The sequence below is a fragment of the Paenibacillus sp. 598K genome (genome assembly GCF_003851045.1).
Classification (GTDB): Bacteria; Bacillota; Bacilli; order Paenibacillales; family Paenibacillaceae; genus Paenibacillus_D.
In genome coordinates this window covers 19118-23643 of sequence record NZ_BFBX01000176.1, presented here as the reverse complement: position 1 = coordinate 23643, position 4526 = coordinate 19118, and the positions used below count along the sequence as shown (strand labels likewise).

General features: G+C 60.2%; 7 protein-coding genes. 5 read left to right on the top strand and 2 right to left on the bottom strand.

Annotated elements, in window-relative coordinates:
- Positions 1 to 219 precede the first annotated feature (219 nt).
- The gene (locus PA598K_RS33705; protein WP_128661120.1) at positions 220 to 579 is read left to right on the top strand and encodes a hypothetical protein; all 360 of its coding nucleotides are present in this window, start codon (positions 220 to 222) and stop codon (positions 577 to 579) included.
- A 148-nt stretch (positions 580 to 727) separates the two neighbouring features.
- Here the strand turns inward: PA598K_RS33705 and PA598K_RS33700 are convergent, their stop codons facing one another.
- Both PA598K_RS33700 and PA598K_RS33695 read right to left on the bottom strand, forming a co-directional pair.
- Positions 728 to 1045 carry a dehydrogenase gene (locus PA598K_RS33700; RefSeq protein ID WP_128661119.1) on the bottom strand — a complete coding sequence of 106 codons (318 nt, stop codon included), beginning with the start codon at positions 1043 to 1045 and terminating at the stop codon, positions 728 to 730.
- 264 nt (positions 1046 to 1309) lie between these two features.
- Entirely contained in the window at positions 1310 to 1756 is a 447-nt protein-coding gene (locus PA598K_RS33695; protein ID WP_128661118.1) for a cupredoxin domain-containing protein, read from the bottom strand.
- A gap of 161 nt (positions 1757 to 1917) precedes the next feature.
- Between PA598K_RS33695 and PA598K_RS33690 the strand changes: the two genes are divergently transcribed.
- From PA598K_RS33690 to PA598K_RS33675, 4 genes are all read left to right on the top strand, one after another.
- Complete coding sequence (locus tag PA598K_RS33690) at positions 1918 to 2526, top strand: DedA family protein (protein ID WP_128661117.1); 609 nt, start codon at positions 1918 to 1920, stop codon at positions 2524 to 2526.
- Between the two features lie 104 nt (positions 2527 to 2630).
- Positions 2631 to 3197 (top strand): thioredoxin family protein, encoded by a 567-nt coding sequence (locus PA598K_RS33685; protein WP_128661116.1) that lies wholly within the window; start codon positions 2631 to 2633, stop codon positions 3195 to 3197.
- Positions 3197 to 3838: an MBL fold metallo-hydrolase gene (locus PA598K_RS33680; protein ID WP_128661115.1), complete on the top strand. Its 642-nt coding sequence runs from the start codon at positions 3197 to 3199 to the stop codon at positions 3836 to 3838. Before PA598K_RS33685 ends, PA598K_RS33680 begins: the two co-directional genes overlap by 1 nt.
- 386 nt (positions 3839 to 4224) lie before the next feature.
- A partial coding sequence (locus PA598K_RS33675; protein ID WP_305781249.1) for a Tex-like N-terminal domain-containing protein occupies positions 4225 to 4526 on the top strand: 302 nt, incomplete at its 3' end.

The window sequence follows — 4526 nt, the reverse complement described above, 5'->3', positions numbered from 1 at the left end:
TGGTGGAGCTGCGCGGCGCAGCCGGCGAGGGGCGCCGCTTCGTCCTGCTGCCGGAGGCGATCGAGGCAGCGGATTACTGCTATGAGCTGCTGCGCAGCGAAGGGTTCGGCTAAGGGAGGAGGCAGGCGGCGGATTTGGACGGCTGTCCAGGGAAGATTGTCCATACGACTCGCCGGGTTGCCGCATATGCTGTGGCAAACGGAAAAGGAGTTGATAGACATGGCATCTCCGAGAGTCAAGCCGCGCCTGTTGGCGCGTGGTCGCCGGGCTAGCGCGCCGCTTATCAAGGTCAAGCCAGTGGGAGCCGCCTCGAGCGGACCGATCTTCAGTCGCTTCACAGCTGTCTGGGTACAGAGCAATGGCGTGCCGTTCGACACGAGCGGATTTTTTGCACGCCTCTTTCGCGGCAATACGCTCGTGCAGACCGCTTCCTTTGATCGCTTCGGCGTCGTCCGCTTCAGCCGCGTATCGACGCTGACGCAAGTCGCCTATACGATCCGCGTGTTTGACAGCAGCGGGGTTGAGTTCCGCAGACGGAACATCCCGGCCGGCGTCGAGACGTTTGCCATCATCGGCTAAAGACAGCTCCCTGAAGCGTGCCGGGCCATAGCAAGCGCTGCTTTTATTGCAGCCGCTTCGCATTTCATGGCCTGTCCATTAACAGCAAAAGGCTTCCCTGCGCCTATGCGGCGCATGCAGGGAAGCCTTTTCGTGTTGCGCAGGCTGTTCAACCGCCAAATGCGTGGCGGAAGGCGGCGCTGAGCTTGCTGCGGTCTACCGTCCACAGCTCGGCGATCTCCTCGCTGAGCTGTTCGTCCCACCAGTCGCAGAGCAGCTTGCGATTGCTGCGATTCTCATGGATCCAGATCAGGTTTTGCATCACCTTGCGCGTATACAACTGCTCGGCCTGGTCGACGAGGTCGGGGGAGACCCAGCGGTCTAGGCGTTTGAGCGTGCGATACAGCTCCTTGCTGCAGGCGCGCTTGATCTTGCGCGGGCTTGGATAGTCCGGCGAGCTTTTGGCATGAGGGGGTTTGTTCTGCATGACGCCACTCCTCTCTGCCTTATCTATATGCGGTCGGGCGTCCGAAGGCTACTGCCGCTGCCCAGTACCACGATCCTAGATATAGCGTTACTATATCCATTGCGTGGTTGCGCGTCTTCAATGCTTAAGGAGACTCGCTTCATTTCGCGATACGGAGAAGCCGCAAGAGGCGCATAGCCTGCGTATAAGCCATCCTAATACAATAGCGACCGGATGCCCCTCTCCTCGTAATGCAGATCGGAACGTTATTTCAGGAGCAAACTACTAGTCCACTTCGATGTAGGCGACCATCGGACTAAGCTGGCTTGCGGCGGTGTGGGTGAGGCAGAGGATCGGATAGGTGCCGGGCCGCTCGGCGTCGATCTCGACGATGGTCGTCTCGCCCTTGCGGACCTCGCCCTTGATGCCTAAGCCTTCGATAACGAAAGGATGCGAGCCGCCATTGACTCCAGTGATGTGGAGCTGGACGCGCTCGCCGCTCCTCACCCGGATCGTCCCGGGGTCCCAGCGGTACACCTCTAGCTCCTTGCCGTCGTTCAGCTTGGTCTTGTACTCCACAGTCACGAGGTGGATAATACGGTCGGCAGACGGCGTGCCAGCCATCATCTGGGACTGGTTCCACTTCAGGTAGGCGGCTGTCAATACGACGAGCAACAGGGCGATGCCCAGCAGCTTCAGATGCTTGCGGCTGACGACGAATACTTTGGACATGGGACACCTCTCTCTTTGAGTTCTTTCTTCATTCGTAGTCTATGTGCGGGCTTGTCAGCTCATGACACTTGTCCGAATTTCGGGCATGTCCGTCGGAAGACGGGCATATTATTAAAAGAATACTGGCCGCAACCCGGCCGCGACGCGAAGGGGGATATCGGATGGATACAATCGGCGAGCTGATCGGTCTGCTGTTCGACTGGATTCAACAGCTCGGCGCGCTCGGCATCATGCTCGGCCTGATGGTGGAGGTCATCCCGAGCGAGATCGTGCTGGCGTATGGCGGTTACCTGGTAGGAGAGGGGAAGGTCGGCTTCGGCGTAGCGGTCGTCTGCGGCGTCGTCGGCGGCACGCTCGCGCAGCTGCTGCTCTACGCCGTGGGCAGATACGGCGGTCGACCTTTTTTGGACAAGTACGGCAAGTGGCTGCATATTGGCGGCAAGCATCTGGATCGCTCCGAGGAATGGTTTCGCAAGTATGGGCCGGCGATGATTTTTTTTGCCCGCTTCGTTCCGGTGATCCGGCACGCCATCTCGATTCCGGCTGGCGTCAGCCGGATGTCGTGGTCGCTCTTCACGCTGCTGACGGCGCTCGCGGCTATACCCTGGACGCTGTTGTTCCTCTATCTGGGGATGCGGCTCGGCGAGAGCTGGGATCGGGTCCATGAGGCGGCAGCGCCCTATGTGCAGCCGTTGACCTTGACGATACTGGCGCTGGCGCTCGTCTACGTCGTCGTCCGCTTCGTCCGCAGCCGCGGCCAGAGTCTCTAGACGACAGGTGCGGAGGTTTACAGTCGATGTTGGCTAGCTCGTCCCTGTGAACTTTGATACAATGGATGGAGTTACATAACCTTGATTCAGAGAGAGGGATGACCATGAGCAAAAGTGTAGCCGAAAAGCTAGGCAAAGGCATTAGCCCGCAGCAGTTTATGGACGGCATGGACCGCAACAAGGAGCAGTTCATCTCGTTGTACGATAATTTCCAATGGCCGGACGAGGAGAGCAAGGCATTTTTTGAATCGCTCAACAACCGCGACGACCTGCGCGTCCTCATCCTGATGGCCGAATGGTGCGGCGATGTCGTCAAAAACATCCCGGTCGTGTTCCGGGCGCTGGAGATTAGCGGCGTGCCGACAGAGGTACTGATCAAGGAAGAGCATATGGATACGATGTCGCAATTCCTGACGATGGGCGGCGAGGCGGTGCCGATCGTCATCATCGCCGATACGGGCGGTCATGTGCTCGAGCAGTGGGGCCCGCGCCCGGCGCATGTGCAGCAGGTCATGAATGCGTTCAAGCAGGCCAATCCTGACCGCGAAGCGGCGGACTACCAGGACAAGCTGGGCGAGGCGCGTCAGGAGATGGGCCGTCAGTATGGCGAAGGCACAGGCTACCAGGCTGTTATTCTGAAAGAGCTCGAAGAGCGCTTTTCCTCGATCTGATGAAGATTCAGAGCTACAGCCTGGGACCGATTCAGACCAACGCCTACGTCATTACCAACGAGGAGACGAACCGCGCCGTCGTCATCGATCCCGGCATGCAGCCCGGCAAGCTGATCGAGCGGCTGCGCGCTCAGGAGACGACGGTCGAAGCGATCCTGCTGACGCATGCCCACTTCGACCATATGGGCGGCGTCGACGAGACGCGCAAGGCTTTCGGCGCGCCCGTCTATCTCCATGATCTGGAGGCCGACTGGCTGACCGATCCGCGCAAAAACGGCTCGGCGCGCTGGTCCGACATGACGCCGCCACTGACAACTGACCCGGCCGAGTATGCGCTCGACGAGGGCCAGGTGATGTCTTTGATCGGCATGGAGTTCCGGGTCATGCACACGCCGGGCCACTCGCCAGGCAGCGTCAGCTTCCTGTGCGGCGCTCATCTGTTCTCCGGCGACGTGTTGTTCCGTCAGTCGATCGGCCGCACCGATCTGCTAGGCAGCTCGGAGCGCGATCTGATCGACTCGATCCGCGGCAAGCTGTACCGGCTCGCTCCCGAGACGATCGTCTATCCCGGCCACGGTCCGCGCACCGAGATCGGCTACGAGATGCAGCATAACCCTTATGTACCGGCACAGATGCGGTAAGTCCATCGGTGTCTGATGCGTGAACACCGTCTGCGAAGAGAATGATCTTCGACAGGCGGTGTTTTTGGTTGTTGTCGCCGCGGCTCCCCGCTGCAGAACGCTATCGGTATCGGTCCCGATCAGCGCGCAACAGCAGGCAGCGGCTCGACAGACGGCGGACTGCGAGGTCTCGCGGAGACAGTGGATGCGGCTGCTCGCGCCAGGAAGCTCTGGCAGAGCGTAGACAAATCTGCCACAATAGAGAGAAGCGAAGCAAGCTTAGACTACAGAATAAGGATGGTGCAGGACAGTTGGCAGAGATACAGTCGAAGGAAGCTGCGAGGGCTGGACAAGCTCCGGAGGGCGCGGAGCTGACCGCCGCTCAGCTCGCGGAGCGGCAGCAACGCATGGAGCGGCAGATCGCAGCAGAGCTGCAGATTCCGCCAGGCAAGGTCAAGGCGACGGTCGCCCTGCTGAACGAAGGCAATACGATCCCCTTCATCGCTCGCTACCGCAAAGAGATGACGGGGGAGCTCGATGAAAATCAGCTCCGCGCGATCGAGGAGCGGCTCGCTTATCTGCGCAGCCTGGAGGATCGCAAGCGCGAGGTCGCTCGGCTCATCGACGAGCAAGGTAAGCTGACCGAGGCGCTGGCGCGCTCGATCGAGCAAGCGACGAAGCTGCAGGAGGTCGAGGATCTGTACCGGCC

What these genes read in the sequence shown, in the direction of transcription:
- PA598K_RS33705 (WP_128661120.1), top strand. Translation starts at nt 220, where the DNA reads ATGGCATCTCCGAGAGTCAAGCCGCGCCTGTTGGCGCGTGGTCGCCGG.
- PA598K_RS33690 (WP_128661117.1), top strand. Translation starts at nt 1,918, where the DNA reads ATGGATACAATCGGCGAGCTGATCGGTCTGCTGTTCGACTGGATTCAA.
- PA598K_RS33700 (WP_128661119.1), bottom strand. Translation starts at nt 1,045, where the DNA reads ATGCAGAACAAACCCCCTCATGCCAAAAGCTCGCCGGACTATCCAAGC.
- PA598K_RS33685 (WP_128661116.1), top strand. Translation starts at nt 2,631, where the DNA reads ATGAGCAAAAGTGTAGCCGAAAAGCTAGGCAAAGGCATTAGCCCGCAG.
- PA598K_RS33680 (WP_128661115.1), top strand. Translation starts at nt 3,197, where the DNA reads ATGAAGATTCAGAGCTACAGCCTGGGACCGATTCAGACCAACGCCTAC.
- PA598K_RS33695 (WP_128661118.1), bottom strand. Translation starts at nt 1,756, where the DNA reads ATGTCCAAAGTATTCGTCGTCAGCCGCAAGCATCTGAAGCTGCTGGGC.